Origin of the sequence: Comamonas trifloxystrobinivorans (genome assembly GCF_043359985.1) — a bacterium.
Lineage (GTDB): Bacteria > Pseudomonadota > Gammaproteobacteria > Burkholderiales > Burkholderiaceae_C > Comamonas > Comamonas trifloxystrobinivorans.
This window is the reverse complement of the sequence record NZ_JBHZGV010000002.1, coordinates 267,924-294,085: the sequence shown is the minus strand read 5'-3', so window position 1 is coordinate 294,085 and position 26,162 is coordinate 267,924. Positions and strand designations below refer to the sequence as shown.

Below are 26,162 nucleotides of genomic sequence, written 5' to 3'. Positions count from 1 at the left end.
CAGCTGTAAAAATACCGGTTTGCTCTAAATCAAAGCCCTCGAACGATGATGCTGGATGCCTTCTCTCCCTCGTGCCACGCCGTGGCTTCTTCCCACCCAGCGCATCCTCATCCCCAGTCTCCCGGTTCCAGCCGGCGCGCTTCGCTGACCACACTGGCGCGCGGCACCATGGCCATGGCGGCCTTGGCACTGCTGGCGGCCTGCTCGGAGAAAAAAGCCGAGCCCGCGCCTGCGCCCAAAGCGGCCGAGGTGGGCATCATCACCGTGCAGCCCAGCGCCCAGAACCTGATGGCCGAGCTGCCCGGCCGCACCAGCGCTTTCATGATGGCCGACATCCGCCCGCAGGCCAACGGCATTGTCGAAAAGCGCCTGTTCACCGAAGGCGCCCAGGTCAAGGCCGGCCAGGTGCTCTACCAGCTGGACGACCGCTCGGCCAACGCTGCCGTCAACAGCGCGCAGGCGGCGCTCAACAAAGCCAAGGCCACGGCGCAAACTGCACGCAGCAATGCCGCCCGCAATGCCGAGCTGGTAAAGATCGACGCCATCAGCCGCCAGGTGTATGACGACAGCCAGGCGGCAGTGGCCCAAACCGCCTCCGACGTGGGCGTGGCCCAGGCCGCGCTGGACAATGCCAAGATCAACCTGCAGTACACCCGCATCAGCTCGCCCATAAGTGGCCGCGTCAGCACTTCGGCTGTTACGCCAGGTGCTTTGGTCACTGCCAACCAGACCACGCCGCTGACCAATGTGGTGCAGCTCGATCCCATGTATGTGGACTTCACCCAGTCCAGCACCGAGCTGCTGCAGCTGCAGCGCGATCTGGCCGCTGGCCGCTTCAAAAAGCTCGAAGGCGACCAGATCGCCGTGCGCATTCGCCTGGACGACGGCACCGATTACCCGCACGAGGCCAAGCTGAAATTTGCCGGCGTCATTGTCAACGCTACCACCGGCACTGTTACCTTGCGTGCGCAAGTGCCCAACCCGCAAGGCATGCTGATGCCCAATATGTATGTGCAGGCTTTGCTGCCAACCGCCGTGGCGCCCGATGCGCTGCTGGTGCCGCAGCAATCGGTGACCCGCGATTTGACGGGCAAGCCCAGCGTGATGGTGGTGGGCGCTGAGGACAAGATCGAGAAGCGCCCGCTGGAGCTCGACCGCGCCGTGGGCAACCAGTGGCTGGTGGGCAGCGGCCTCAAGGCTGGTGAGCGCGTGGTGGTGGAAGGTTTTCAGCGCGTGAAGGTGGGCGACAAGGTGAAACCCGCCGAGGTGGACCTGAAAGCCAAGGCCGCCCGCACCCGCGCCCCAGGCCGCATGCCGGGTGAAGCGCCCGCAGCAGGAGCGCCTGCCGCGGGAGGGCCCGCCCCAGGAGCGCCTGCCGGAGCGCCCGCAGCCGCCGGTTCTGCAGCCGCCAGCAAATAAGAAGAAGCACCAGAAACAGAGGCTGCATCCATGGCACAGTTTTTTATCCAGCGACCGATTTTTGCGTGGGTGATTGCGATCATCATCATGCTCGGCGGTGCGCTGTCCATCTCCAAGCTCCCGCTGGAGCAATACCCCGACATCGCGCCGCCGCGTGTGACCATTGGCGCCCAGTACACCGGCGCTTCAGCCGAGACGGTGGAGAACTCGGTCACCCAGATCATCGAGCAACAGCTCAAGGGCATCGACAACATGCTCTATATGAGCTCCACCAGCAATGCCTCGGGCCAGGCGCGCATCACGCTCACCTTTGCGCCCGGCACCAATGTCGACGTGGCGCAGGTGCAGGTGCAAAACAAGATTCAGGGCGCGGTGAACCGGCTGCCCGATTCGGTCAAATCGCGCGGCGTCTTCATCAACAAGGGTGGCCAGGATTTTCTGGTCACCTACAGCTTTTACTCCAAAGACCCGTCGATGACGGAAGTGGATATTGGCGACTACATCAATGCCAACCTGGTCGACGTGATCGGCCGTATCGAAGGCGTGGGCGACATCAACGTTTTCGGCACCTCGTATGCCATGCGCATCTGGATGGACCCGGCCAAGATGGAGAAATACAGCCTGATGCCCTCCGACCTGGCCAATGCGCTCAATGCACAGAATGCCCAGGTTTCGGCCGGTCAGCTGGGCGCGCTGCCGGCCATCAAAGACCAGCAGCTCAACGCCACCATCACCGCTCGCACCAAGCTCAAAACCGTGGACCAGTTTGAGGACATCGTGCTCAAGGCGGCCACGGACGGCTCGGTCGTCACCATCAAAGACGTGGCGCGCGTAGAGCTGGGCGCAGAAAACCTGTCCATCCAGTCCAAGCTCAACGGCATGCGCGGCGCGGGCATGGGCATTATCTTGGCCGACGGCGCCAACGCCATGGCCGTGTCTGACGCGGTGGCCGCCAAGCTGGCCGAGATGAAGCAGTATTTCCCCAACCAGATCGAGTACTTCGTCAGCTCCGACTCCACACCTTTTGTGCGCGCCTCGATCCACGAAGTGGTCATGGCGCTGGCCGAGGCCATGGTGCTGGTGGTGATCGTGATGTTCATCTTCCTGCAGAACCTGCGCGCTACGCTGATCCCGGCGATCTCGGTGCCCGTGGTGCTGCTGGGCACCTTTGGCGTGCTGTCGGTAGCGGGTTACTCCATCAACACGCTCACCATGTTTGCCATGGTGCTGGCCATCGGCTTGCTGGTGGACGATGCGATTGTGGTGGTCGAAAACGTCGAGCGGGTGATGCACGACACCGGTAAATCGCCCAAAGAGGCTACCAAGGAGTCGATGCGTGAGATCACGCCGGCGCTGGTCGGCATTGGCGTTACGCTGTCGGCCGTGTTTGTGCCCATGGCGTTTTTTGGCGGCTCTACCGGTGTGATTTACCGCCAGTTCTCCGTCACCCTGGTGGCGGCCATGGCGCTGTCGGTGTTTGTGGCGCTTACGCTGACGCCCGCTTTGTGCGCCACGCTGCTCAAGGCGCCCAAGCACGAAGGCGGGCACGAGCGCGCTGTGCGCAAAGGCGTGTTTGGCCTGAGCGACCGCTTTTTCCGCTGGTTCAACCGCAATTTTGAAGCCACCACCAACGGCTACCAAGGCACGGTGGCCTACATGCTGCGCCGCGCCAAGCGCATGATGCTCATCTTCATCGCCGTGCTGGTGGGCGTGTGGTTGCTGATGGCCAAGCTGCCCACCTCGTTCCTGCCGGACGAAGACCAGGGCTTCCTCTACGTCAACGTCAACCTGCCTTCGGGCGCGGCCGATGCGCGTTTGCAAGACGTGCTCGACGAGGTGCGCGAATACCTGCTCGCGCAGCCCGACATCATCAGCTTCAACCAGGTCTCGGGCCTGAGCGGCGACCAGAGCTCGGGCCGGGGCTTTATCCGCCTCAAGCCCTGGGACCAGCGCCTGCTGCCTTCGCAAAGTGCAGCCGCCATTGCGCACAAGGCCAGCCGTGATCTGGCGCGCATCCGCGACGCCCGCGTGATGGTGGTCATGCCGCCGGCCGTGCGCGGCCTGGGTGCCAGCTCGGGCTTCAACTTCATGGTCAAGGACATCAACAGCGTCGGCCACGACCGGCTGCTGGCGGCCAGCAACCAGGTGCTGAGCGCCATGCGCTCCAGCCCGATTCTGGCCTCGGTGCGCACCACCAATCTGGAAGACGCCTCCGAGCTGCGCGTGGACGTGGACGACCGCAAGGCCGCCGCGCTGGGCCTGGCTTACAGCGACATCAACGGCGTGCTCTCCAGCGCCATGGGCGGCACCTATGTGAACGACTTTTTGAACAACGGCCGCGTCAAGCGCGTCTACATCATGGGTGACGCACCGCACCGCATGCTGCCGCAAGACATTGCCAAATGGACGGTGCGCAACAAGAACGGCGAGATGGTGCCTTTTGGCGCCTTCTCCGATACCTACTGGGCTTACGGCTCGCCCCAGCTCTTGCGCTACAACGGCAGCCCGGCTTACGAGTTTGAAGGCCGTGCCGCACCCGGCATCAGCTCGGGCGCCGCCATGCAAGAGGTGGAGGCCATTCTGGCCAAACTGCCCGCTGGCGTGGGCTACGAGTGGACGGGCGCTTCGCTGCAAGAGCGGCAATCGGGTGCGCAAGCGCCAATGCTGTATGCCATCTCGATTCTGTTCGTTTTCCTGTGCCTGGCGGCACTGTACGAAAGCTGGACGGTGCCGCTGTCGGTGATGCTGGCCGTGCCGCTGGGCGTGATCGGTGCGCTGGCCGCCACCTACACGCGCGGGCTGACGAACGACGTGTACTTCCAGGTCGGTCTGCTCACCACGGTGGGCTTGGCGGCCAAGAATGCCATCTTGATTGTTGAATTTGCGGTGCAGCTGCAAGAGCAGGGCAAAAAAGTGTTTGATGCCACGGTCGAAGCCGTGCGCCTGCGCTTGCGCCCGATCTTGATGACCTCGCTCGCCTTTGGCGTGGGCGTGGTGCCGCTTGCCATTGGCACCGGCGCGGGCGCGGGTGGCCGTAACGCCATCGGCACTGCGGTGCTGGGCGGCATGGTGGCTTCCACGGTGCTGGGCATCTTCATGGTGCCGGTGTTCTTCTTGCTGATCCGCAGCTGGTTCCGCTCGCGCAGCCGTAACGACGACAGCCCCACCACGCCGGCCCAGCCGGTGCAGGAGGGCGCCCAATGACCCGATTTGCCATGAGCTCGATCCTGCGTGTGAGCCGTTTGCCGCTGGCCCTGGTGGCCGCCGGCCTGTTGTCTGCCTGTAATTTTGCGCCGCTTTATGAGCGCCCCGATGCGCCGGTGCCCGCTACCTTGGACGGCGCTTTGTCGGCTGTGCCTGATGAGTTCCAGGTGGAACCCGTCTCTGCCGAAGAATGGCGCATGCTGCCTTGGCAGCAGTGGGTAGAAAACGAGCGCCTGCGCCAGGTGCTGGAAGTGGCGCTGCAGAACAACCGCGATCTGCGCGTAGCCATTGCCAACATCGAAAAAGCACGCGCCCAGTACGGCGTGCAGCGTGCCGACCAACTGCCCACGCTCAACGCCAGTGGCCAAGGCAGCCGCACGCGCACGGCGGACGATCTGCGCTCGGCCAGCGCTGCTTCCACCACGGTCAACCAGTTCAGCGTGCAGCTGGGCATGGCCAGCTACGAGCTCGATTTTTGGGGCCGCGTGCAAAACCTGAGCGAGGCCGCGCTGCAGCAATACCTGCAGGTCGAGGCCAACCGCCGCAACGTGCAGCTGGGCTTGCTTAGCGACATCAGCAACGCCTGGGTGGCTTTGGCGAGCGACCAGCAACGCCTGCAACTGGCCCGCGACACGCTGGCCACGCGCGAGCACGGCTATGGCCTGGTCCAACGCATGCACCAGCTGGGCGCCACCAACGGCCTGGTGTTGGCGCAAAACCAGACGGTGGTAGAGACAGCGCGCAACGATGTCGCCACCTACGAAGCCACGGTACAGCGTGACCGCAATGCGCTGCAACTGCTGGTAGGCAGCTCGCTGCCCGCCGATTTGTTGCCGCCAGCGCCGCCGCCTTCGCTCTCCGCGCTAGCCCTGAAACAAGCAGGCTCAGGCCAGCTCAATGCCGACACCGCACCCAAGGTGGAAGCGCAGATTGCAGTGACGGGCATGACGCAAGTGCCGGCGCGGCTCTCGTCCAAAGTCTTGCTGGCGCGGCCCGACATTGCCGCAGCCGAGCGCAGCCTGCAAGCGCAATACGCCAGCATTGGCGCGGCGCGTGCGGCTTTCTTCCCCACCATCAGCCTGACGGCCAGCGTGGGCACGGGCAGCAACGAGCTGTCTGGCCTGTTCGAAGGCGGTAACCGCGCCTGGAGCTTTGTGCCGCAGATCCGCTTGCCCATCTTTGACAGCGGCCGCAACCAGGCCAACCTCGACATCGCCAAAGCCAACCGCGAAGTGGCGCTGGCGCAGTACGAGAAAACCATCCAGGTGGCTTTCCGCGAAGTGAACGATGCGCTGGCCGACCGCGCCACCATGCAGCGCCGCCTCGATTCGCAAGCCGCCTTGGTGGCCGCCGCGCAGCGCGTGCTGAACCTCTCGCAAGCGCGCTTCAAAGCAGGCGCCGACGACTTTTTGACCGTGCTTGACGCACAGCGCAGCCTCTACAGCGCCCAGCAAACGCAGATCAGCCTGCTGCAGGCCGAACAGGTCAACCGCATCGCCTTGTACAAGGCTTTGGGTGGCGGCGCCGATGCGCCCGAGCCGGCTGCCAGCGCACCGCTTGCGCAGAAATAGCCAAACCAACCGCAAAACGGCGAGGGACAAGCGGGAATCGGGAAACGGCTTGCAGACGCTTCGGCGCTTGCTGCCGTTTTTCCGTTTTCTGCAGCGCTCTTTCGCCTTGTCCCCATTTGCGCAAAGCCTTTAGGGCGATGAGCGCTGCACTACCATTGCTCCATGACCGATTCCACGCTTGTTCCCACGCCTGTTTCCGACTTTGATGCCGCCCACGCCACGGCGCTGGATGCACTGGTTATCGGCGCCGGGCCGGTGGGCTTGTTCACGGTTTTTCAGCTCGGCTTGCAAGGCGTGCAAGCGCATCTGTGCGACACCTTGGCCGAGATGGGCGGCCAGTGCATCGAGCTTTATGCCGACAAGCCGATCTACGACATTCCTGGCATTCCGCTGTGCACCGGGCGCGAGTTGGCTGCGCAGTTGCAGCGCCAGATTGCGCCGTTTGCACCGGCCTTCCACCCGCGCACCCAGGTAGCGCAATTGCAGGCGCATGGCGATGGGCGATGGCGCGTACAACTGCAAGCGCTCGATGGCCAGCCAGCCCGCTGGTTGTTGGTTCGCACCGTGTTTGTGACCGCTGGCGTGGGTGCTTTCGTGCCCAAGCAACTGCGCCTGGACGGCGCCGATGCATTGCTGGGCAGCCAGCTTTTCTACCACCCGAATCTGAGCGACGCCTGGCTGACCCAAGTACTCGCGCAGCAGCCAACGCCGCAAATTGTTGTGCATGGTGGCGATGAGGCGGCTGTGCAAGCAGCCGTACTTGCTACTCAACACCCGCATCTGCAATCCGCGACCGTAGCGCTCTTGCACCGGCGCGACCAGTTCAGCGCTGCGCCCGAGTTGTTGGATGCTTTGGCCGCGCTGCGTGCCAACGGGCGAGTGCAGGTGGTAATCGGCATGCCGCAAACGCTGGAAACCGCAGCCAGCGGCGCCCTGCAGGCCATCGCCTATATCGACGCCGAAGGCCAGGACCAGCGCCTGCCTTGCAACCAGCTCTGGGTTTACCAAGGCATCTCGCCAAAGCTCGGGCCGCTGCTGGAATGGGGCTTGGCCATCGAGAAAAAACAGCTGCAAGTGGCTACCGACACCTTCGCCACCAGCGCCACCGGCATCTACGCGGCGGGCGATATCGTCAACTACCCCGGCAAGCGCAAGCTCATTCTGAGCGGCTTCTACGAAGCCACCATGGCCGCCATGGCCGCCATCGAATACCTGCGCGGCGAAAAACTGCTGCTCGAATACACGACCACCAGCAAGCGCCTGCATGAGCGGCTGGGAGTGAGTCACCCAGACTGACAGGAGCAGAGGCCCATGAGCTGTGTTATTCACTTCGTCGGCGATGACGCTCGGATAGAGGAATTGGCTACATTGGTGCCTGTTGCCGACTTCGAGGTTTTTCGCAAAGGGGAGGCCAGAAGTAATCGCCCCAGTGCCATCAAACACCGCACATCGGGCATACGCTTTCGTGCCAGCGACGCTGACTTTGACGACCTGGAGCTGCAACAGGCGCAGACATTGGCGTTTTTGCAGTCTCATAGCCAGGCTTTGGCAGCCATGCGTCAAGTCACAGGCGTAGAACGAGCAGGCGCCGATTTCGGTATTTCCATGCTCAACGTCATCGTGCAAAGCGACACTTTCCGCGTCGATCTGTTGCTGCAGCTTGCCCGCTTGGGACTGACTTTGACATTGAGCCAATACCCCACGGAAGGGCGAAACAAAAAGTTGAAGCAATACCGGCGAGAACTCTGACGCGGGTTTTAGCGCTTTTGATTGATTGCCGATGGAGCATGCTGCATGCGGGCGTGCAGCACGCCATGTTGGCATTATTGAGTTCAGTTTCCCCATACCAGCCATCACCCACAACTCGCCACAGCATTTTTGCCATATGCGTTGTATGAAACGCTACAGCATATTGCAGCCACTGTAGTGTGGCTGGTATCGTTTTTTTCTTACAAAGACGCTATGGCGATGACTTGAAAATACGCTTTAGCTATGGCTGCGGGTTGGGCCCGTGCCTCTTTCTGTTGTCCAAAGTAGCACCTGGGTATGAAAAAAAGCAAGAAAACCGTAGCGCTTGTAGCCGGTATTGATAAAACGCCGACTGGCATTGTGGGGCTGGATGAAATCACTTTTGGCGGCTTGCCGGCCGGGCGTACCACCTTGGTCAGTGGTGCGGCGGGCTGCGGAAAAACCATGCTGGCGGCCGAGTTTGTGCTGCGCGGCGCGGTGGATTTTGGCGAGCCGGGCGTTTTCATGATGTTCGAGGAGACGGCCGAGGAGCTGTCGGTCAATATGCGCTCGCTGGGTTTTGACCTGGCCGCGCTGCAGCGCCAGAAGAAGCTGGTGCTCGATTACGTGCATATCGAGCGCGGCGATCTGGAAGAGACTGGGCCGTTTGACCTGGACGGGCTCTTCATCCGCCTGGGCCATGCGATCGACAGCATCGGCGCCAAGCGCGTGGTGCTCGATACGGCCGAGGCCTTGTTCAACGGCGTCAGCGACCATGCCATTTTGCGCGCTGAGTTGCGGCGGCTGTTCCGCTGGCTCAAGGACAAGGGAGTGACGGCGGTGGTGACCGGCGAGCGCGGTGTGCATAGCCTGACGCGTTTCGGGCTGGAAGAGTATGTGGCCGATTGTGTGATCTTGCTCGACCAGCGCATCGTCGACCAGGTCTCGACCCGGCGCTTGCGCGTGGTGAAGTACCGCGGCTCGGTTCATGGCACCAACGAGTACCCGTTTCTCATCGGCGGCCAGGGAATTTCAGTGCTGCCGATCACCTCGATGGCGGTGGACTACCCCGCATCCAACGAGCGGGTGTCTACCGGCATTTCCGGGCTCGACGCCATGCTCGGCGGCGAAGGCTTTTTCCGGGGCAGCAGCTTGTTGGTGTCGGGCGCGCCGGGCACGGGCAAGAGCAGCATTGCCGCCTCTTTTGTGGATGCGGCCTGCGCGCGTGGCGAGCGGGCGGTGCTGTTTGCCTACGAGGAATCGCAAAGCCAGGTGCTGCGCAATATGACCTCGATCGGCCTGAATCTGCAGCGCTGGGTGAACAAGGGCTTGCTGCGCATTGAATCGACCCGGCCCGCCTTGCACGGGCTGGAACAGCACCTGGTGAACATCCACCAGCTGGTGCAGGAGTTCAGGCCCAGCGTGGTGGCGATCGACCCGATCAGCAACCTGGCCGCCGACGCCTGGGGCGTGGGCCTGCGGCTGACGCTGATGCGCCTGGTCGATTTTCTCAAGACCGATGGCATTACAGCGCTTTACAGCAGCCTGACCTCGGATGATGCCACCGCGGCCAGCTCCGAGGTGGGCGTGTCGTCGCTGATGGACAGTTGGCTGTGGCTGAACAATGTGGCCTCGAATGGCGAGCGCACGCGCACCTTGCAGGTGCTCAAATCGCGCGGCATGGCGCACTCCAACCAGGTGCGCGAGTTTGTGTTCTCCAACAACGGCGTGGACCTGATCGATGTGTACATGGATGGCGATCAGGTGCTGACCGGCACCGCCCGCATGGCCCATGAGGAGCAGGTGCTGGCTACCAATGAGCTGCGCGAGCGCGACCACGAGCGCCGGCTGCGCGATCTGGACAAGTGGCGCAAGGTGCTGGATGCACAGATCGAGGCGCTGAACGTAGAGGCGCAAGAGCGCGAAGGCCAGGTCAAACTCGATATCGATCGCGAAAACGTGTTGGCCGAAGGTGCGCAAAGCCGGGCCAGTTCCATGTCGGCGGCGCGCACGGCTGCCTCCAGCAAACGTCGAAAAGGCTAGTATGCGCAGCTTGCCAGCCCCAGCAGCTTTTTGGCTCGACAGCCTGCCCGCATGGGCGCTGCGCCGTTGCTGCATGGCCAAGCTGGTAACGCAGCCCAGATACAGCGGAGCGGCAGGCCATGGCCAGCGCACTTAAACAGGCGCGCTCTCCTGCCCAGGGGCAGGCAACGGGGGCCGCGCCACCGGGCAGCCAAGCCTTTCGGCTGTACGTGAGCGTGGCTTCGCCCTTGGCTGCGCGGGCCATTGTCAATACGCGGCGTTTTTTGGATCGCCATTTGCCAGGCCAATACCGTTTGGAGGTGTTGGACATTGCCCTGCACCTGGCGCAGGCCATGCAGGACCAGGTGATTGCCTCGCCCACCTTGGTACGCATCGAGCCTTTGCCTTTGCGGCGCTTTATTGGCGACATGTCGGACACCCGGCGCTTGGGCGACAGCCTGGGTTTGCCGGCTGCCGGGGACGAGTCATGAGCAACCGCAGCCATGGCGCTGCCGCAGTGCAGCCGCAACCACCCGCGTATGCGCCAGACCGCATGGACCCGGCTACGCTGGCCGCAGAGAATGCTGAGCTGCGCATCCGCCTGCAGGAGATGGAGGAAACGCTGCTGGCCATCCACAGCGGCAAAGTCGACTCGCTGGTGCTGAACAACGGCATTTTTTTGCTGGAAAGCGTGGGCCTGAGCAGCCAGCGCATTCGGCAAGACGTGCTGGGCCAGATGGCCGATGCAGTGTTTGCGTTTGACAACGAGGAGCACCTGATCTTCATCAACGCTGCGGCCGAACAACGCTACGGGCTGCGCGCCGGCGAAGCGCTGGGGCGCAAAAAGCCCCATCTGTTCACCGAGGTGGCCGTTGACGGCGCAGCGCCCGGAGGCGGCGCGCCACCAGCCCAGCGCAGCCATGTGCCGGCGGTGCATGTGTTGCGCAATGGCCAGCGGCTGCATGTGGAAAGCAGCCAGGTGCTTTTGGTGGATGACGGCGGCCACGGCTTTGGCGTGCTCGAGGTGGTGCGCGATGTAACGCAAAACCACCGCGCTCAGGTGCGCAAGGACGCGCTGGCCCAGCTGACCGAGGCTTTGCGTGATGTCGACCAGGAAGCCGATGTGGGCTATGTGGCGGCGCAGATCATTGGCCTCACGCTGGATGCGGGCCGAGCCGGCTATGGCCAGGTGGATCTGGGCAGCGAAACCATGGCGCTCTCGCGCGATTGGGTGGGGCCCAGCATGCATTCGCTGGCCGGTACCTTGCACCTGCGCGATTACGGCACTTGCCTCGACGATCTCAAGCGCAACAGTGTGGTGAACATCTCTGACGTCTACACCGACCACCGCACCGCCTATGCGCCCGAAGGCTTTGTGCGTGCCGGCGTGCGGGCCGTGCTGGCTGTGCCGGTGTTTGAAGGCGGCCAACTGGTAGCCTTCGTATTTGTGAACGATGCCAAGCTGCGCCACTCCAAGCTGCGCCACTGGATGGATGATGATGTGCAGCTGGTGCAAGAGATTGCCGAACGTGCCCGCGTGGCCGCAGAGCGCATACGCAATGCCGTGGCCCTGCGCGCGAGCGAAGCGCGGCTGCGCGAAGTGAACGAAGGCCTGGAAGCCGCGGTTTTGCAGCGCACCACCGAGCTGCTCAAAGCCCAGGAGGCGCTGCGCCAGGCGCAGAAAATGGAAGCCGTGGGCCAGCTCACCGGCGGTATTGCGCACGATTTCAACAACCTGCTGGCCGGCACCAGCGTGAGCCTGGAAGTGCTGCAGCGGCGTCTGGCCCAAGGGCAGGTGAACGAGGTAGAGCGCTATTTGCAGATGAGCAAAGAGGGCATCAAACGGGCGGCCGCGCTTACCCAGCGCCTGCTTGCCTTTGCCCGGCGCCAGACCTTGGACCCCAAGCCCACGAGCCTGAACTGTCTGGTGAGCGGCCTGCAAGAGCTGGTGCGGCGCACCATGGGCCCGCAGGTGGAGCTGAACGTGGAGGTTGGCGAGGGCTTGTGGCAAACGCTGATCGATGTGTCGCAGCTGGAGAACTCGCTGCTGAACCTGTGTATCAACGCGCGCGATGCCATGGTGCCCAGCGGTGGTCATCTGACCATCGCTACCGCCAATATCACGCTGGATGCGCACGATGCGGTAGTGCACGACCTGCTGCCCGGGCAGTACGTCACGCTCAGCGTGACAGATACCGGCACGGGCATTCCCGCCGAGCTGCTGGACCGCATCTTTGACCCGTTTTTCACCACCAAACCCACGGGCCAGGGCACCGGCCTGGGTTTGTCCATGGTGTATGGCTTTGTACGCCAGTCCGGGGGCCAGGTGCGGGTGGCCTCCGTGCTTGGCCGTGGTACCACCATGTGCCTGTATTTCCCCCGTTATTTTGGTGAAGGTGAAGCGATGGAGCCGAACGAACGTACCGCCGTGGCGCACCAAGGCCACGGCAAACATATTGTGTTGATCGAGGACGAGGCCACAATCCGCGCGGTGTTGGCCGAGGTGCTGCAGGAAGCGGGCTACCAGGTCAGCACTGCGGAAGACGGCCCGTCCGGCTTGCAGATCTTGCAGCGCGGTGGCTCGGTCGACATGCTGGTGACCGATGTGGGCCTGCCCGGCGGTTTGAACGGCCGCCAGGTGGCCGATGCTGCCCGGGTGACGCGGCCCTTGCTCAAGGTGCTGTTCATCACCGGTTATGCCGACAAGGCGGCCGTGGGCAACGGCCTGTTGGAGCCGGGCATGGAAGTGCTGACCAAGCCTTTTGAGTTGAGCGATCTGACCGACAAGCTCGAAGCCATGTTCGCCCCGCCCAGCCAGCAGCCCGGCCGCTGAGCCGGCGGTGGCAATAGCTCAGCGCTTACCGTAAGCCCGCTCCACCTTCGCTACCCGCACCTCGTAGTGCTCGTACCAGCGCTCGGCACCTGTGCGCTGGGCCACCAGGTGCTCGGTGTGCGCTTTCCAGGCTGCAATGTCGGCCTCGGTTTGCCAGTACGAGATGGTGATGCCCAGGCCGTCGGTGCCGCGTGTGCTTTCGGCGCCCAGAAAACCCGGTTGTTGCTCGGCCAGGCGCACCATGGCGTCGGCCATGTCGGCGTAAGCCTGGTTCTCCGTAGCCGTGCGTTGTGAGGTGAAGATGACGGCGTAGTAGGGCGGTTGCGGTGTTGTGGCAAAAGCGGCATTGCTCATGGGGCAATCTCCATCAAAGGTTTCCGAATAGGTAACGGTTCCGGTATCGGCGGGCATGAAAAAAGCCAGCAGAGCTGCTGGCTTGGTTCTGGGGCGCTATCGCAGGGCAAAGCGCCAGTCGCTCTATCTGCGGATCAGGTCTTTGAGCTTGCCGGGTTGGCCGTTGGCCTCGTCGGCGCCTTCCATCGGCGTCTTGCGCTTGGTGATGCTCTTCCAGCCGTCGGCCAGGGCCAGCTCGGCGTTGAGCTTGATGAAGGCGAGCTGGTCTGCGGGCACATCTTCTTCGGCGTAGATGGCGTTGGCCGGGCACTCAGGGATGCAGACGGCGCAGTCGATGCACTCGTCCGGGTCGATCGTGAGGAAGTTGGGGCCTTCGCGGAAGCAGTCGACGGGGCAGACGTCCACACAATCGGTGTATTTGCACTTGATGCAGTTTTCGGTGACGACGTGGGTCATGGAATTATTTTCGACAGTGGTTCAGACAAACAGCGGTGGATTTTACGATTTTTGTGCAAGAGCACATAGCCCGCCGCCAAATACCGTGGTTTTCGGGTGCGGGACGCTCCGTTTTACTCCACCAACACCGCAGCGGCGGTGCTGTTGGAGGCGGTGTCCACCAGGATCAGCGAGCCGAGCTCACGCGATTGCGCAAACGCAGCAGCGGGAATGGCCTCTTGCAGCGCAATTTCTACGCGGCCAATGGCGTTGGGCTCCAGCTGGTCGGCGGGCAGGCGTTCCAAGGTGTTGATTTCCAAGCGGTTCAGCACCTTTTTGACCTTGGCCTTGATCCAGCGGCGGCCATGCAGCGCCTGGTAAACGCGGCCGGGCACCAGGGGCTCGTTGTCCATCCAGGCAATGGTGGCGGTGATCTCGCGGCGCAGCGGCCAGGCGGCTTGCTCGGCCGGCGTGTCAAAGTCGTCGTCTGCGGCTGCAGCAGCCACTGGCGCGGCTACCAGCCAATCGCCACGCGAAACGTCTACCTCGTGGTCGAGCACAATGCCGGCGCTTTGGCCTGCGCTGCGGTCTTTGGCGATGCGCGTGTGGTCCAGCACCTGCGCCACGGTGGCGCGTTGGCCGCTGGGCAGAATTTGCACAGCCGTACCAACTGTCACCGCGCCCGTGGCCACTTTTCCCCAGAAAACGCGGCGGCCTTGGCTGGTGTCGGCCGACGAGGAGAATTTCTCAACCCACTGCACGGCAAAGGCGAAGGGCTGTTCGGCATCGGCTGGCGTGGTGGGCAGCTTTTCCAGCAGTTGCAACAGGCTCGGGCCTTGGTAGCCGGCCCAGTCGGGCTGCGGGCTGACCACGTTCCAACCCTTGAGGGCCGAGACGGGAATGGTGGCGGCCACGGTAATGCCGGCGTCTTGCGCAAACCGCGCCAGGGCGTTGCGGATGTTGGCAAAGGCCAGGGCCGGGTCGGCCACCGCATCGAGCTTGTTGACGGCAAACACCAGCGCGTTGACGCGAAGCAGGTGTACCAGCAGGCTGTGGCGGCGGGTTTGCGGCAGCAGTTGGAGCTGCGGGTTCTGCCAGTCGAGCTTGGTGGCGTCGACCAGCACCACGGCGGCATCGGCGCTGGAGGCGGCGGTGACCATGTTGCGCGTGTACTGCTCGTGGCCAGGAGCGTCGCCAATGATGAACTTGCGCGCTTCGGTGGCGAAGTAGCGGTAGGCCACGTCGATGGTGATACCTTGCTCGCGCTCGGCGCTGAGGCCGTCAGTCAACAGCGCCAGATCGGTTTCACCGCTGCGCTGCACGCCTGCGAGCTGGTCTTGCAGCACCGATTTGCTGTCTACCAGCAGACGGCCGATGAGGGTGGATTTGCCATCGTCCACCGAGCCGCAGGTGATGAAACGCAGGGCAGAGCCCAGGCTGCCATGCGGCGCATTGTTGGTACTGGCCTCTGCCTGTTGGGCAGCGGCTGCCAGGGAATTGATAGTTTCTGTCATCGCATTCTTTCTTTGATCAGGCACAGCCCAACGGAGGGACACCGAGGAAGCGCCGCCGCGCACCGTGGGTGTCGTCCCCCTTCCGCAAGGCTTTGCCTTGCCAGAGAAGGGGGAGGGCGCAAAGCGCCTCAGGGGGATGTCCTAAAAATACCCGTCTTTCTTGCGCTTTTCCATCGATGCATCACTGGTCTTGTCGTCCATTCGTGTCGCGCCGCGCTCGCTCACATCGGCGGCCAGGGTTTCGATCACGATGGCGGCAGCCGTGGCCGCGTCGCTTTCCACCGGGCAGGTGCAAGTGATGTCGCCTACGGTGCGGAAGCGCACGGTGCGGCTTTCCACGGTTTCGCCTTCTTTGGCGGGGGTCAGCTCGGTCACGGGCACTAGCAGGCCTTTGCGCTCAACCACATCGCGCTGGTGCGCGTAGTAGAGGCTTGGCAGGGCGATGTTTTCGCGGGCAATGTATTGCCACACGTCCAGCTCGGTCCAGTTGCTGATGGGGAACACGCGGAAGTGCTCGCCCGGTGCCAGGCGGGTGTTGAACAGCGTCCACAGTTCGGGGCGCTGGGCCTTGGGCTGCCACTGGCCAAAGCTGTCGCGGTGGCTGAAGATACGCTCTTTGGCGCGGGCTTTTTCTTCGTCGCGGCGGGCGCCGCCGATCAGCGCGTCAAAGCGGAACTCTTCGATGGCCTCCAGCAAAGTGACCGACTGGTGCACGTTGCGCGATTCACCCGGATGCGCCAGGCGCACGGTGCCGCGAGCCATCGAATCTTCGACACTGCGCACGATCAGCTCGGCGCCCAGCTCCTTGGCACGGAAGTCGCGGAAATCCGTCACCTCGTGGAAGTTGTGGCCGGTGTCGATCATCAAGAGCGGGAACGGGATGCGGCCCACGCCAAAGGCTTTTTCGGCGCACTTGAGCATGACCAGCGAATCCTTGCCGCCAGAGAAAAGCAGGGCCGGGCGCTCAAAGGCGGCGGCGACTTCGCGCAGGATGAAGATGGTTTCCTCTTCCAGCGCATCGAGGTGCTGGTTGCTCAGCTGGTTCAACACATCGGTGTCAACACGGGCGTTCATGGCAATACTTTCAAACGAGGGGGCCGGCGCTGGGGCTGGCAACAGGTAGACGGTGGGAGCTCAATGAGCCAAGTGCAGGCCGCATTCGCGGTTTTCTTCGCCCTTGGTCGGGTCTACGTAGTCAAAATTGTTGGGCAAACCGTGCTGCTGACAATAGTCGTGCAAATCCTTGGACGACCAGTGCAGCAGCGGTGCTACCTTGATCAGACCATCGGGGTTGATGCTGACGGGCTCCATGGCCGCACGCACGGCCGTATCGGTGGCGCGCAGAGCGGTAAACCACACCTGGGGCGCTGTTTCGCGCAGAGCGCGGGCAAACGGCTCCAGCTTCACCTCTTCGGTAAAGGCTGCGTGGCGCGGGTCGTCCAGGCCAGGCGTGGCGCCTTCCACGGCTTCGCGGTGGGCGCGGCTGCGGCGGGGCAGGTAGATCTTCAGGTTCAGGCCCAGCTTGCGCGTCACGGCATCGGCAAACTGGTAGGTGGCTGGCGTGTTGTAGCCGTTGTCCATCCAGACCACGGGCACATCAGGCTGGACCTGGGTGACCAGGTGCAGGATCACCGCTTCAAACGGGCGGAAGTTGGTGGTGACAATGCTTGGCTGGCCCAGGCCCAAAGCCCAGCGCACCAGGCCGGCAGCGTCGTGGCCCAGCTCGGCATTCACGCGGGCCAATTCTTGTGCAGTGACGGCGGGGTTGCTCATGCGGCCACCTGCGCAAAGTGGGGCTTGGCCTCGACGTCGCCCTGGTAGAAGCCGGCAAAGCGGGCAAACTGGCGCGCTGCATCGGCCGCGTCCACGCCTTCTTTGAGCACGGCGCTGCTGAAACCCGTGCGGTGCATCTGCACCAGCTGGTCGATCAGCACATCGCCGGTGGCGCGAATCTCGCCGGCAAAACCACGGCGACGGCGCAGCAGATAAGCCTGGCTGAAAGCGCGGCCATCGGTGAAGTTGGGGAAAGCCAGGTCGATGCGCTGCACGCCTTCGAGCGGCACGCTCAGCGCGTCCACATCGTTGGCCAGTTGCAGCACGCGGGTATCGCCTTCGGCAGGCGCGCTGTGCGCGTCCGAGGCCAGAATCTGAAAATCTTGCGGGGTCGTCATCGTCGTACTTCTTCTGCGGTGGTCAGGCTTCGGTGGTTTCTTCGGGCAGGCGGGCAGATTTGCCGGCTTCCTTGAAAGGCTCAATGCCTACGCGGCGCACGGTGTCGATGAACAGCTCCTTGCCTTCGCGCAAATCGCGGTAGGTGCTGAGCACGGCCTCGATCACGCCCGGCACTTCGGCCGCGCTGAACGAAGGGCCGATCACCTTTCCCGCTTGCGGCGCGCCCGAGATGTCGGCACCGTCCGAGCCACCAACGGTGATCTGGTACCACTCCTTGCCGTCTTTATCGACGCCCAGAATGCCGATGTGGCCGCTGTGGTGGTGGCCGCAGCTGTTGATGCAACCGCTGATGTGCAGATCGATATCGCCAATGTCGTCGAGCTCGTCCAGGTCTTGGTAGCGCTCGGTGATGGCGGCGGCAATCGGCAGGCTGCGGGCATTGGCCAGCGCGCACAGGTCGCCGCCGGGGCAGGCGATCATGTCGGTGAGCAAATCCACATTGGTGCTGGCCAGGCCCAGGGCCTTGGCTTGCTGCCACAGCGCGTGCAGGCGGCTCACGTGCACCCAGGGCAGCACCACGTTCTGGTCGTGCGTAACACGGGCTTCACCAGCGGAGAATTCATCTACCAACTGGGCCAGCGCATCGAGCTGGTCGCCCGAGGCATCGCCAGGCGCTTGGCCGACGCGCTTGAACGACAGCACCACGGCGCGCAGCTGCGGGTTTTGGTGGGCGCGCACATTGCGGCTGACCCAGCGGCCAAACGCTGGCTCTTTGGCGCCCTGTTCGGTGAGCGCGTGCTTGGCATCAGTGGCGTTGACCTGCGGGTAGGCCGACAGATCGGGCGCCACAAAGCAGGCGGCCACGCGGTCAAACTCGGCCTGCGGGATAGTGTGCGGGCCGCCATCGACCTCGACGATCTGACGGAACTCTTCTTCGACCGAGTCAATATAGGTTTGGCCCTCAGCCTTCACCAGAATCTTGATGCGGGCCTTGTACTTGTTGTCGCGGCGGCCGCGCTCGTTGTACACGCGCACAATCGCCTCGATGTAGTTGAGCACCTGGTTCCAGGGCAAAAATTCGCGGATCGGTGTGCCGATGACCGGCGTGCGGCCCATGCCACCGCCGACAAACACCTTGAAGCCGATTTCGCCCGCGTCGTTCTTCACCAGGTGCAGGCCCACATCGTGCCAGCCGGTGGCGGCACGGTCTTCCTTGGAGCCGCTGATGGCGATCTTGAACTTGCGTGGCAGAAACGCAAACTCGGGGTGCAGCGTGGTCCACTGGCGCAGCACTTCGGCGTAGGGGCGGGGGTCGACAATCTCGTCCACGGCCACGCCGGCCAGCGCGTCGGTGGTGGTGTTGCGGATGCAGTTGCCGCTGGTCTGAATGCCGTGCAGGTTGACGCTGGCGAGCAGGTCCATCACGTCGGCGCTCTTGGACAGTGGAATCCAGTTGAACTGCACATTGGTGCGCGTGGTGAAGTGCGCGTAGTGCGTGGGCAGATAGGTGGTGCCCATGGCGCCCTGGGTCTTCAGGGCGTCTTGGTAAATCTGGGCTTCGGGCTCGTCGTACTCCCGCGCAATGCGGGCCAGCACGCGGATCTGCGCCGCATTGATCTCACCATAAGGCACCGCCACACGCAGCATGGGCGCATAGCGCTGCACATACCAGCCGTTTTGCAGGCGCAGCGGGCGGAACTCGTCTTCAGACAGGCGGCCGTCCTGCCAGCGGGTGAGCTGGTCGCGGAACTGGTCGGCACGGGCCTGGACAAACTGGCGGTCGAATGAGGTGTATTGGTACATCGTGGTGCGTGCTGGGAGGAGCCGGGCCTGCCGCCCCAATGGCAGCGCTGTTTGGCCTTGCGACGTACTGTAGAAAAGTTTGATATAAACTCAAACGACTTTTTTCTTGGTCATGTATGACTGTGAGTTATATGAAAACCGCGCAAGCATCTGCGGTTTTTGCATAAGCGCGCTTGTATGGTGGCTGAGAGTGCTTTTCGGGTGGCAGTAAAAAGCGGCAAATGGGTAAGCTGATCAGGCATTGGCAGCTATCAAAAACAGAGTTTCTGAGCCAAGGCAGAGGCCAAGTCGGTGCAGCTTGATTCGCGTCAAGCGCAGGGCGAACCCAAACTGCCACCATGGCTGCTTTTGACTAGGAGTTGGCCATGCGTTTGCAAAACAAGAACATCATCATCACCGGCGGTGCCAGCGGCATCGGGTTGGCCACCGTCATGCGCTGCCTGCAAGAGGGCGCCAACGTGGTGATCGCCGACATAGCCAGCAGCCAAGGCGGCGCCCAGGCCCGCACGCTGGACGGTCAGTACGACGGCCGTTGCCTGTTTGTGACCACCGATGTCACCGAGACCGCGCAGGTAGACGCACTGCTGCAACGCACGGTGGACGACCTGGGCCACGTGGATGCCGTATTCAACAACGCCGGCATTGGCGGCACCAGCCCGGCGCAAGACTATACCGACGCAGATTTTCTGCGCATCATCGACATCAACCTGAACGGAGTCTTCCGCGTGGCACGCGCTGCCCTGCGCCACATGCTGCCGCGCGGCCAAGGCAGCATCATCAACTGCGCCTCCATTCTGGGCGCGCTGGGCCAAACCCAGACCGCCGCCTACTCGGCTGCCAAGGGCGGTGTCGTCAACCTCACGCGCACGCTGGCGCTGGAGGCCGCGCCTCTGGGCGTACGTGTCAACGCCATCGGCCCGGGCTATATCGAAACGCCCTTGCTCCAATACATGGACAAAGAGGCCTTGCAAGCCCTGGTGCGCCTGCACCCGATGGGCCGCCTGGGCAAAGATGTGGAAGTGGCCAACGCGGTGGTCTTTTTGGCCAGCGATGAAGCCAGCTTTATCACCGGCGCTCATCTGATGGTGGATGGCGGCTACTCGGCCGGCAAGAGCTGATAGTGCAGGCGCAGCGCTGAGCAGGCTGTAACGCGCCCGATCTTCTCGGGCCAGCAACAAACCACGGAGACCGGCATGCCTGTGTCTCCGTTTTTTGTGGGTGGGCTGCTTGGAGAAATTGCTGTGGCAGCCATCGCTGTGGCAGCCACTCGCTGTGGCAGCCATTCACTGCTTTGTCTGACAGCCGCTCGCCCGCTGTTTGGCAAAACTGTTGGCTGAAAGGAGGCCGCCATGCCCAAGCCAGCAACTGAGCCGGTGCCGCCAGTGGCACCACCGCCCGCCGAACCAGGCAAACCCAACCCCATTGACCCGCCCGACAGCACCTTGCCGCTGCAAGAGCCGGGCCGGCCGCCGCCGGTACAGGATCCGGAGCCGGTTTGAGTCGTATCCCGCATCTGGGCGACCGGCGTCCCGGCGACCGGCATCCCGGCGACCCGCATCCGGGCGACCGGCATCCCGGCGACCCGCATCAGCGCCGGATTCCTACATGGCTGGGGCGGATGCTTGGTTATGGTGGAACGGTTGTCTAAAACCAAGAAAAGGAAACCGCATGTTTTTCAAGCGCAAAGAACCCAGCCTGGCCGTGGTGCAGGACGATCTGCAGCAACTGGTGAGCGATGTGCGCGATCTCCTGTCCGTCAAAGAGCTGGACGATATTCCGGAGATGCGCATCTTGCGCCGTCGCGTGAACGAGAGCCTGGGCACGGCCAAAAACTCTTTCGCCCAGGTGGTGGAGCAGACGCGGCAAACCGCGCAAAGCACCGACGAGTACGCGCGCGAAGAACCTTGGCGCGTGGCAGGCGCAGCGCTGGCCATCGGCGTGGTGCTGGGCTTTTTGTTTTGCCGCCGCTGATGGCTTAGTCCCACAACGCTGAGCCACTGCAATCAGTGGCAGCGTAGCCGCAGCCTGAACAAGACTGGCCGGTCCGCAAGCCTTCAAGCTAGCCGATCCACCGACAAGGCCTTGGCCAAAGCATTGGGCAAAGGCAGAGGCTCACCATGCAGGCGGGCGGCCAGCAGCTCGGCGCAGAGCAAAGCCCAGGTCAGCCCGCGTGATCCCATGGCCGTGCAAACCCAGGGCGAAAGGCGGCTTGGCGGAAGCTCTGCTTCTGCCAGCAGCGGCCCCACCAGCGGCAAGCGGTCGTTAGACGCACAGCGCACCTGCGCCCAGGTATGGGCAGCTTCAAACACTTGCGCATAGTGTTGGCTGGCAAGCGGCAGCAAGGTTTGCAGCTTGGTCCAGTTGTCGGCATGGGCGCGGGCCTGGTCGGCGGGCGTGGGCGGCAGCTCGGTCACATCGCGCTCAAAGCTGGAGCCCATGACCCAGGCCGCTGCGCCGCCGTTCAGCGCGGGGAAACGTGGAACCCAGCTGCCGTGGCCGTTGACCGGGTGCTGCGGCAAGCTTGCGTCGTCTGGCGCCATACCCCAACTGACCTGGCCGCGAATCGCCTGCATGTGCAACGGCAGCTGCGCCGCACCGCTTTGCACGGCCTGCGCCAAGGCAGCCGATTGCGGCCCGGCCGCAAACACCACCAGTTCGGCTTGCGCCAGTTCCTGGCCTTTCTCGTTTTGCACAGACCAAGCGTGCGAGCCAGCCAGCGGCTCGGTGCGGGCAACGGCAGCATTGCCAATAAAGCGAATGTTGGCATGCGCCAGAAGTGCCCGTACCAAGGCCGAAGGCCGCAGCCAACCACCATTGGCGTGCCACAAGGCCGTGTCGTCGGCCGGGAGCTGCTGCGCTTTCAAAACATCATCACCTGCGGGCAAGCTCCAGGCCGCAGCGGCTTCGGCCAGCTCGGCGTTCCAGCTGGCCGGGCGCTCGTGCGCGCCGTGGCGGCGTTGCTCTGAGATGGCTCGTGCGCTGGCTTCGCTGTGAGCAGCGGTTTCATCTTGCGGTGTTGCGAGTTGGCGGCGCTCCAGTACGCCGGTCATGGTCCAATCCTGGCCGTGTTGCAACAGGCTTTGCGCCCACTGCCCGGTACTGCGCAGGCCGGCGCGGGTGATGCGCGAGAGCACGCTGTCGTCGCTGCTGGTGTGCGGCGCAAAAATGCCAGCGGGCAGGGCGGATGCGCCCGCTGCAGGCTGCGGCGCTGCGTCGAGCACGCTGACTTGCCAGCCGCGCATGGCCAGTTGTTGCGCGCAGGCCGCGCCTGCTATGCCTGCGCCGATAACCACAGCGCGGCGCGGCGGGGCCAACGCTGCCGGTGCCAGAGCCTGGCCACCACGCGGCCACAGCGGTGCTTTGCGTGGTTCCCATGCCGGTTCAAATGTGGCCTGCAGTGTTTCTTGCTCGGGGGAATTGGCCAACACAAAGCCGCACTGTGCCAAATCTTTGCGCACTTGCGGCGCATTGCTGCTGCTGACAAGCCGGGTGCCGCGTTGCGCACTGCGGGCCACGGCTTTGAGCGTGTGCAAGCTCCACATTTCCGGATGGCTGGCGGGACTGGAGCCGCCCAGGTAAATGCTGTCTACCACCATGTCTTGCTGGCGTAGCATGGCCTGCGTGTCACCAATCAGCAGCGTTAAAAGCACGCGGCCGCCATCGAACCGCAGGCGGTGCACGCCGGGCAACAGCCCCCAGCATTGGGCAGCCAGTTCTTGGGCCAGCGGCAGCCAATGCGGGTGCTGGCTGGCGTGTTGCAGCAGCGCCTGCGCGCTGTCAGGGCAAGCCTCGGTCGCAACATAGTGCAGCAGCTGCGGCCGCGCAGCGTCTTGCCGCCAGGCGTGCCAGGTGGCCAGAAAATTCTGACCCCGGCCAAAGCCGGTTTCCAGCACGCGCCACTGCGGCTGGCCGGCCCATGCAGCGGGCAAACCGCAGCCGGCCAAAAACAGGGGCTCAGCCTCGCGGTGGTTTTGCTCGCCACAGCGGCGGCTGTGAGCGCTGCCGGGCACGGGTTCAGTCATGGCATCTCAAAACGGAAAAACTCAGCATTGTAGGCAGCTGCAATGGATGTTGGTGCCTGGTGGCCAGGTGGCGACTGGCGGTCGCAGCGCTGCGTACTATGATCGCGCTTTCAGTCTTTGGCCATTTTGCCCATGCCCGCTTCCAGCATTTTTTCCGCTCGCTCGCTGGTGTTCGCACTGGCTGCGCTTGCCACGGCGGCCTGCCACGCGGCGGCGCCAGCCAATGCCCAGCCTGCCGTCTACAGCGCCGCCGAGGCCGAGCGCCAACCGCTGCTCGACACCTTGCGCAGCCTGGTGAATATCGAATCGGGCAGCAAGGATTTTGCCGGTGTCAGCTACATCGCCAAAGTGACGGCCGAGCGTTTGCAGGCGCTGGGCGGGCAGGTGGAGGTGATTCCTTCGAACGATCCCGAGCGCCTACAGGACACGCCCGATGCCACCGGCCCCAGCGTGAAAGCGGTGTTCAAGGGTAAGGGGCACTCCAAAATTCTGCTACTGGCGCATATGGACACGGTGTATTTGCCCGGCGATCTGGCCAGGCAGCCTTTCCGCATTGATGGCGACCGCGCCTACGGCCTTGGCATTGAGGACGAGAAGCAAGGCGTGGCCCTGGTGCTGCACAGCTTGGCGCTTTTGCAAAAACTGGGCTACCAGCAGTACGGCGAAATTACCGTGCTCTTCAACAGCGACGAAGAGATCAGCTCGCCGGGCTCGCGCAAGCTGATCACCGCGCTGGCCAAAGACCAGGACGCGGTGTTCTCTTTCGAGAGCGGCGGGCTCGAAGGCACCTTGCACTTGGCTACCAGCGGCATCGGCGCGGTTTTTCTGAATGTCGAAGGCAAGGCATCACACGCAGGTGCCCGGCCCGAATACGGTGTGAACGCGCTCTACGAGTTGTCGCACCAATTGCTGCAGATGAAAGGCTTGTCGCAACCCGAGCGCGGGCTCAAGCTCAACTGGACGGTGTCGCACGCGGGCAGCAACCGTAACGTAATACCGGCGCACGCGGAGGCGCAGGCCGATGCGCGAGCGTTGCGGGTGCAAGACTTCGACGCGCTGCAAATGGCGGTGCAGGAGAAAATCCAGAACAAGCTGTTCGACAGCAGCCGGGTCAGCGCCCGTTTTGAACTGCGTCGCCCGCCCATGGAAGCCAGCGACGCGGCACGCAAAATTGCCGCACAAGCGCAAAGCATTTACCACCAAGAGCTGGATCTGCCGCTGCGCGTGAACGATGTGGCATTGGGCGGCGGCACAGATGCTGCGTTTGCCGCCTTGCACAGCCGCGGCGGCGTGGTAGAAGGCATGGGCCTGGGCGGCTTTGGTGCGCACAGCAGCAACGACGAATACATTCTGCTCGGCAGCATCGTGCCCCGGCTCTACCTGGTGGCACGCATGGTGATGGAGCTGTCGGGCGGCGCGGCCAAGTAACTGCGCTTTTGCAGCGCTACTTGGCAGTTTTCAGACTGCGCTGAACATCCAGACGCCGCGCTCATCGCGCTGGCGTTGCACGGCGCCGTCGTACCACAGCTTGTGCAAGTGCGCCACGGCCTCGCCCATGGCGAACGTGGTCTGGTGCAGATCGAGCTTGCGCGTAAAGAGGATTGGCAGCGCATCGTGCGCGCTCATGGGCTTTTGCTGGCAAGCGGCGAGCAGATCGCTCAAGCGCGCAGCGTGGTGCTCGTGCAATTGGCGCAGGCGTTCGTGCAAACCCCGGAAAGGCTTGCCGTGCGAGGGCAGCACCAGCGTATCGGCCGGCAGCGGCTCGTACAGCCGCAGCGAATCGAGAAACTGCTGCAGCGAATTGGCACGTGGCTCGCCCGCGCTCACGCTGACATTGGTAGAGATGCGCGGCAGCACCATGTCGCCACTGATAAGCACGCCCAGCGCCTCGCAATACAGCGCCATGTGCTCGGGCGCATGGCCGTAGCCGGCAATGCAGCGCCATTCGTGCTGGCCCAGGCGCAGAACGGTGTTGTGCTGCAGGCGTACAAAGCTGGCGGGCACGCCATCGACCAGGCTCGGGTAGTAATTGCTGCGGCCGCGAATGCCTTGCAACGCCGCTTCGTCGAGCAGCCCGTGCCCGCGCAAAAAATCTGCCAGCGCGGCGCCGCCTTGCTCAGAGCTTTCGCTGCCAGTGAAGAACTTGGCGGTGAGGTAATCGGTGGCGCTGATGAACAGCGGCACCTGCCAGCGCTCGCACAGCCAACGCGCATTGCCAATGTGGTCCGGGTGCATGTGGGTGACGATGACGCGCAGCACCGGCAAGCCTTCAAGCGCATGCTCAAAAATCTGTTGCCACTGTTCGCGGGCATGCGGCTGCGCCACACAGGTATCGACAATGGCCCAGCCTTGGCGGCCTTCCCATTCGTCGCGCACGAGCCAGAGGTTGATATGGTCCAGCACAAACGGAAGCCTGATACGCAGCCATTTGACGCCCGGCGCCACATCGATGGTTTGACCTTGCGCGGGCAACTGCTCGGCAAACGGATAGGAGAGCGCGCGCTCAAGCTCAGAAGCATTCATATGAACCCATTGTGAGAGCGCGCAGCGTGCCGGGCTGTATGCGAGGTGACATGGCGTGGTTGCAGCGCAGCATGCGTTGGGGCGGTGCTTCGCCAGTGAGTTTCAGCTTGCGGGCGGCTACGTACCCAGCGGCCGCCGACCCAATGGCGCGGTGCAGCGGGCCAGGTAGCCGTCTGGATCGGCCACGATGAGTTGGCGCTGGCCTACCTGGTGGTCGCCTGCGCGGTACCAGCGCTCTTGGGGCGGCAGGTAGAGACTGATGCCGCGTTGCGCGCAGCGGGTGATGACGGCGTCCAGGTCTGGCACTTCGATCTGCAGATTGAGCCCACGGCCGAAAGGGCGTTCCATGGGCGCCAAGGTCCAGTCCTGGCCGCTGGGGCTTTGCTGGTCGAGCATCAGCTGGGCGGGGCCGAGTGTCAGATAGGCAAAGTTCTCTTCCGGCCGGTCGTACCAGACGGAAAAGCCGATGACGCCGCACCAAAAATCCAGGCTGGCATGGATGTCGCTGACGATCAGCTCGGGGACGAGGGCGGCAAATTCTGGCATGGGCGCAGGCTGGAGC

22 protein-coding genes are annotated in these 26,162 nt (G+C 63.5%); 12 read left to right on the top strand and 10 right to left on the bottom strand.

The window, feature by feature from the left end:
• Nucleotides 1-168: 168 nt before the first annotated feature.
• The 8 genes from ACFIQF_RS03020 to ACFIQF_RS02985 all read left to right on the top strand — a co-directional run bounded on the left by ACFIQF_RS03020 (nucleotide 169) and on the right by ACFIQF_RS02985 (nucleotide 12,777).
• On the top strand, nucleotides 169-1,419 hold the full coding sequence (locus ACFIQF_RS03020) for an efflux RND transporter periplasmic adaptor subunit (protein ID WP_393940019.1): 1,251 nt from the start codon (nucleotides 169-171) through the stop codon (nucleotides 1,417-1,419).
• A 30-nt stretch (nucleotides 1,420-1,449) separates the two neighbouring features.
• Nucleotides 1,450-4,623 carry an efflux RND transporter permease subunit gene (locus ACFIQF_RS03015; protein ID WP_393939912.1) on the top strand — a complete coding sequence of 1,058 codons (3,174 nt, stop codon included), beginning with the start codon at nucleotides 1,450-1,452 and terminating at the stop codon, nucleotides 4,621-4,623.
• Nucleotides 4,620-6,194: an efflux transporter outer membrane subunit gene (locus ACFIQF_RS03010; RefSeq protein WP_393939911.1), complete on the top strand. Its 1,575-nt coding sequence runs from the start codon at nucleotides 4,620-4,622 to the stop codon at nucleotides 6,192-6,194. The genes ACFIQF_RS03015 and ACFIQF_RS03010 overlap by 4 nt, the downstream gene beginning before the upstream one ends.
• Before the next feature lie 162 nt (nucleotides 6,195-6,356).
• The gene (locus ACFIQF_RS03005) at nucleotides 6,357-7,490 is read left to right on the top strand and encodes an NAD(P)/FAD-dependent oxidoreductase (protein ID WP_393939909.1); all 1,134 of its coding nucleotides are present in this window, start codon (nucleotides 6,357-6,359) and stop codon (nucleotides 7,488-7,490) included.
• Nucleotides 7,491-7,505: 15 nt separating this feature from the next.
• Entirely contained in the window at nucleotides 7,506-7,943 is a 438-nt protein-coding gene (locus tag ACFIQF_RS03000) for a hypothetical protein (protein ID WP_393939907.1), read from the top strand.
• A gap of 297 nt (nucleotides 7,944-8,240) precedes the next feature.
• Nucleotides 8,241-9,965: a circadian clock protein KaiC gene (gene kaiC, locus ACFIQF_RS02995; RefSeq protein WP_393939905.1), complete on the top strand. Its 1,725-nt coding sequence runs from the start codon at nucleotides 8,241-8,243 to the stop codon at nucleotides 9,963-9,965.
• Between the two features lie 119 nt (nucleotides 9,966-10,084).
• Nucleotides 10,085-10,435 (top strand): circadian clock KaiB family protein, encoded by a 351-nt coding sequence (locus ACFIQF_RS02990; RefSeq protein ID WP_393939904.1) that lies wholly within the window; start codon nucleotides 10,085-10,087, stop codon nucleotides 10,433-10,435.
• Nucleotides 10,432-12,777 carry an ATP-binding protein gene (locus ACFIQF_RS02985; RefSeq protein WP_393939902.1) on the top strand — a complete coding sequence of 782 codons (2,346 nt, stop codon included), beginning with the start codon at nucleotides 10,432-10,434 and terminating at the stop codon, nucleotides 12,775-12,777. Before ACFIQF_RS02990 ends, ACFIQF_RS02985 begins: the two co-directional genes overlap by 4 nt.
• Before the next feature lie 18 nt (nucleotides 12,778-12,795).
• On the opposite strand, the gene ACFIQF_RS02980 is transcribed toward ACFIQF_RS02985, so the two are convergent.
• The 7 genes from ACFIQF_RS02980 to ACFIQF_RS02950 all read right to left on the bottom strand — a co-directional run bounded on the left by ACFIQF_RS02980 (nucleotide 12,796) and on the right by ACFIQF_RS02950 (nucleotide 19,055).
• A complete protein-coding gene (locus ACFIQF_RS02980) occupies nucleotides 12,796-13,131 on the bottom strand; it encodes an antibiotic biosynthesis monooxygenase family protein (RefSeq protein WP_393939901.1) in 336 nt (111 codons plus the stop codon).
• A 123-nt stretch (nucleotides 13,132-13,254) separates the two neighbouring features.
• On the bottom strand, nucleotides 13,255-13,587 hold the full coding sequence (fdxA, locus tag ACFIQF_RS02975) for a ferredoxin FdxA (RefSeq protein ID WP_393939899.1): 333 nt from the start codon (nucleotides 13,585-13,587) through the stop codon (nucleotides 13,255-13,257).
• A gap of 113 nt (nucleotides 13,588-13,700) precedes the next feature.
• Nucleotides 13,701-15,080: a sulfate adenylyltransferase subunit 1 gene (locus ACFIQF_RS02970; RefSeq protein ID WP_393939897.1), complete on the bottom strand. Its 1,380-nt coding sequence runs from the start codon at nucleotides 15,078-15,080 to the stop codon at nucleotides 13,701-13,703.
• A gap of 141 nt (nucleotides 15,081-15,221) precedes the next feature.
• Nucleotides 15,222-16,154 (bottom strand): sulfate adenylyltransferase subunit CysD, encoded by a 933-nt coding sequence (gene cysD / locus ACFIQF_RS02965; protein ID WP_393939895.1) that lies wholly within the window; start codon nucleotides 16,152-16,154, stop codon nucleotides 15,222-15,224.
• A gap of 60 nt (nucleotides 16,155-16,214) precedes the next feature.
• Nucleotides 16,215-16,853 carry a phosphoadenosine phosphosulfate reductase domain-containing protein gene (locus ACFIQF_RS02960; RefSeq protein WP_393939894.1) on the bottom strand — a complete coding sequence of 213 codons (639 nt, stop codon included), beginning with the start codon at nucleotides 16,851-16,853 and terminating at the stop codon, nucleotides 16,215-16,217.
• The gene (locus ACFIQF_RS02955) at nucleotides 16,850-17,251 is read right to left on the bottom strand and encodes a DUF934 domain-containing protein (RefSeq protein ID WP_393939892.1); all 402 of its coding nucleotides are present in this window, start codon (nucleotides 17,249-17,251) and stop codon (nucleotides 16,850-16,852) included. Before ACFIQF_RS02955 ends, ACFIQF_RS02960 begins: the two co-directional genes overlap by 4 nt.
• 22 nt (nucleotides 17,252-17,273) lie before the next feature.
• Nucleotides 17,274-19,055: a nitrite/sulfite reductase gene (locus tag ACFIQF_RS02950; RefSeq protein ID WP_393939891.1), complete on the bottom strand. Its 1,782-nt coding sequence runs from the start codon at nucleotides 19,053-19,055 to the stop codon at nucleotides 17,274-17,276.
• 365 nt (nucleotides 19,056-19,420) lie between these two features.
• Here ACFIQF_RS02950 and ACFIQF_RS02945 point away from each other — a divergent pair, with 365 nt between their 5' ends.
• The 3 genes from ACFIQF_RS02945 to ACFIQF_RS02935 all read left to right on the top strand — a co-directional run bounded on the left by ACFIQF_RS02945 (nucleotide 19,421) and on the right by ACFIQF_RS02935 (nucleotide 21,026).
• Entirely contained in the window at nucleotides 19,421-20,173 is a 753-nt protein-coding gene (locus tag ACFIQF_RS02945) for an SDR family NAD(P)-dependent oxidoreductase (protein ID WP_393939890.1), read from the top strand.
• Between the two features lie 231 nt (nucleotides 20,174-20,404).
• A complete protein-coding gene (locus tag ACFIQF_RS02940) occupies nucleotides 20,405-20,554 on the top strand; it encodes a hypothetical protein (protein WP_393939889.1) in 150 nt (49 codons plus the stop codon).
• Between the two features lie 169 nt (nucleotides 20,555-20,723).
• A complete protein-coding gene (locus tag ACFIQF_RS02935) occupies nucleotides 20,724-21,026 on the top strand; it encodes an ElaB/YgaM/YqjD family protein (protein WP_393939888.1) in 303 nt (100 codons plus the stop codon).
• Nucleotides 21,027-21,109: 83 nt separating this feature from the next.
• Here ACFIQF_RS02935 and mnmC1 read toward each other — a convergent pair whose 3' ends face one another.
• The gene (mnmC1, locus tag ACFIQF_RS02930; RefSeq protein WP_393939887.1) at nucleotides 21,110-23,077 is read right to left on the bottom strand and encodes an FAD-dependent 5-carboxymethylaminomethyl-2-thiouridine(34) oxidoreductase MnmC1; all 1,968 of its coding nucleotides are present in this window, start codon (nucleotides 23,075-23,077) and stop codon (nucleotides 21,110-21,112) included.
• A gap of 132 nt (nucleotides 23,078-23,209) precedes the next feature.
• On the opposite strand from mnmC1, the gene ACFIQF_RS02925 reads away from it, so the two are divergent.
• On the top strand, nucleotides 23,210-24,505 hold the full coding sequence (locus ACFIQF_RS02925; protein ID WP_393939886.1) for a glutamate carboxypeptidase: 1,296 nt from the start codon (nucleotides 23,210-23,212) through the stop codon (nucleotides 24,503-24,505).
• A gap of 30 nt (nucleotides 24,506-24,535) precedes the next feature.
• Here ACFIQF_RS02925 and ACFIQF_RS02920 read toward each other — a convergent pair whose 3' ends face one another.
• Nucleotides 24,536-25,600 (bottom strand): MBL fold metallo-hydrolase, encoded by a 1,065-nt coding sequence (locus tag ACFIQF_RS02920; protein ID WP_393939885.1) that lies wholly within the window; start codon nucleotides 25,598-25,600, stop codon nucleotides 24,536-24,538.
• 117 nt (nucleotides 25,601-25,717) lie between these two features.
• A complete protein-coding gene (locus ACFIQF_RS02915; RefSeq protein WP_393939883.1) occupies nucleotides 25,718-26,146 on the bottom strand; it encodes a bleomycin resistance protein in 429 nt (142 codons plus the stop codon).
• Nucleotides 26,147-26,162: the final 16 nt, after the last annotated feature.

What these genes read in the sequence shown, in the direction of transcription:
- ACFIQF_RS03020 (WP_393940019.1), top strand. Translation starts at nt 169, where the DNA reads ATGGCCATGGCGGCCTTGGCACTGCTGGCGGCCTGCTCGGAGAAAAAA.
- ACFIQF_RS03015 (WP_393939912.1), top strand. Translation starts at nt 1,450, where the DNA reads ATGGCACAGTTTTTTATCCAGCGACCGATTTTTGCGTGGGTGATTGCG.
- ACFIQF_RS03010 (WP_393939911.1), top strand. Translation starts at nt 4,620, where the DNA reads ATGACCCGATTTGCCATGAGCTCGATCCTGCGTGTGAGCCGTTTGCCG.
- ACFIQF_RS03005 (WP_393939909.1), top strand. Translation starts at nt 6,357, where the DNA reads ATGACCGATTCCACGCTTGTTCCCACGCCTGTTTCCGACTTTGATGCC.
- ACFIQF_RS03000 (WP_393939907.1), top strand. Translation starts at nt 7,506, where the DNA reads ATGAGCTGTGTTATTCACTTCGTCGGCGATGACGCTCGGATAGAGGAA.
- kaiC (WP_393939905.1), top strand. Translation starts at nt 8,241, where the DNA reads ATGAAAAAAAGCAAGAAAACCGTAGCGCTTGTAGCCGGTATTGATAAA.
- ACFIQF_RS02990 (WP_393939904.1), top strand. Translation starts at nt 10,085, where the DNA reads ATGGCCAGCGCACTTAAACAGGCGCGCTCTCCTGCCCAGGGGCAGGCA.
- ACFIQF_RS02985 (WP_393939902.1), top strand. Translation starts at nt 10,432, where the DNA reads ATGAGCAACCGCAGCCATGGCGCTGCCGCAGTGCAGCCGCAACCACCC.
- ACFIQF_RS02980 (WP_393939901.1), bottom strand. Translation starts at nt 13,131, where the DNA reads ATGAGCAATGCCGCTTTTGCCACAACACCGCAACCGCCCTACTACGCC.
- fdxA (WP_393939899.1), bottom strand. Translation starts at nt 13,587, where the DNA reads ATGACCCACGTCGTCACCGAAAACTGCATCAAGTGCAAATACACCGAT.
- ACFIQF_RS02970 (WP_393939897.1), bottom strand. Translation starts at nt 15,080, where the DNA reads ATGACAGAAACTATCAATTCCCTGGCAGCCGCTGCCCAACAGGCAGAG.
- cysD (WP_393939895.1), bottom strand. Translation starts at nt 16,154, where the DNA reads ATGAACGCCCGTGTTGACACCGATGTGTTGAACCAGCTGAGCAACCAG.
- ACFIQF_RS02960 (WP_393939894.1), bottom strand. Translation starts at nt 16,853, where the DNA reads ATGAGCAACCCCGCCGTCACTGCACAAGAATTGGCCCGCGTGAATGCC.
- ACFIQF_RS02955 (WP_393939892.1), bottom strand. Translation starts at nt 17,251, where the DNA reads ATGACGACCCCGCAAGATTTTCAGATTCTGGCCTCGGACGCGCACAGC.
- ACFIQF_RS02950 (WP_393939891.1), bottom strand. Translation starts at nt 19,055, where the DNA reads ATGTACCAATACACCTCATTCGACCGCCAGTTTGTCCAGGCCCGTGCC.
- ACFIQF_RS02945 (WP_393939890.1), top strand. Translation starts at nt 19,421, where the DNA reads ATGCGTTTGCAAAACAAGAACATCATCATCACCGGCGGTGCCAGCGGC.
- ACFIQF_RS02940 (WP_393939889.1), top strand. Translation starts at nt 20,405, where the DNA reads ATGCCCAAGCCAGCAACTGAGCCGGTGCCGCCAGTGGCACCACCGCCC.
- ACFIQF_RS02935 (WP_393939888.1), top strand. Translation starts at nt 20,724, where the DNA reads ATGTTTTTCAAGCGCAAAGAACCCAGCCTGGCCGTGGTGCAGGACGAT.
- mnmC1 (WP_393939887.1), bottom strand. Translation starts at nt 23,077, where the DNA reads ATGACTGAACCCGTGCCCGGCAGCGCTCACAGCCGCCGCTGTGGCGAG.
- ACFIQF_RS02925 (WP_393939886.1), top strand. Translation starts at nt 23,210, where the DNA reads ATGCCCGCTTCCAGCATTTTTTCCGCTCGCTCGCTGGTGTTCGCACTG.
- ACFIQF_RS02920 (WP_393939885.1), bottom strand. Translation starts at nt 25,600, where the DNA reads ATGAATGCTTCTGAGCTTGAGCGCGCGCTCTCCTATCCGTTTGCCGAG.
- ACFIQF_RS02915 (WP_393939883.1), bottom strand. Translation starts at nt 26,146, where the DNA reads ATGCCAGAATTTGCCGCCCTCGTCCCCGAGCTGATCGTCAGCGACATC.